At 31.0% G+C, this 620-nt stretch carries 2 pseudogenes; both read right to left on the bottom strand.

Going from position 1 to position 620, the window contains the following annotated elements:
* Nucleotides 1-117 precede the first annotated feature (117 nt).
* Nucleotides 118-203: pseudogene (locus tag KQI94_RS16220) on the bottom strand (23S rRNA methyltransferase attenuation leader peptide).
* Between the two features lie 48 nt (nucleotides 204-251).
* Nucleotides 252-335: pseudogene (locus KQI94_RS16735) on the bottom strand (MLS leader peptide); the annotation flags it as partial.
* Nucleotides 336-620: the final 285 nt, after the last annotated feature.

Here is a 620-nt window from a genome sequence, read left to right as displayed (position 1 = left end):
CTCCTGAAGTGATTACATCTATAAATAAATACAGAAGTTAAACGATTTGTTTGTAATTTTAGTTATCTGTTTAAAAAGTCATAAGATTAGTCACTGGTAGGAATTAATCTAACGTATTTATTTATCTGCGTAATCACTGTTTTTAGTCTGTTTCAAAACAGTAGATGTTTTTTATCTACATTACGCATTTGGAATACCAACATGACGAATCCCTCCTTCTTAATTACAAATTTTTAGCATCTAATTTAACTTCAATTCCTATTATACAAAATTTTAAGATAATGCACTATCAACACACTCTTAAGTTTGCTTCTAAGTCTTATTTCCATAACTTTAGGGTTAACCATACGCAAGACCAATCACTCTCGGACAATACTCATGATTTTAATGATAAAATCCATGTTAAACCCATAGATAAGAAATACACCTGCAATAACCGTTACCTGTTTGTGCCAATTTAAAAATGCACCACTTTTTTATAATTAAAACGGTTGAAAACTGTACCACTAATAACTCACAATAGAGAGATGTCACCGTCAAGTTAAATGTACAAAATAACAGCGAAATTTTTAAATCTATTTCTTATCGATACAAATTCCTCGTAGGCGCTCGGGACCCCT

Origin of the sequence: Enterococcus sp. S183_ASV_20 (assembly GCF_018919685.1) — a bacterium.
Classification (GTDB): domain Bacteria; phylum Bacillota; class Bacilli; order Lactobacillales; family Enterococcaceae; genus Enterococcus; species Enterococcus faecalis.
This window is presented reverse-complemented; position numbering and strand designations above follow the sequence as displayed.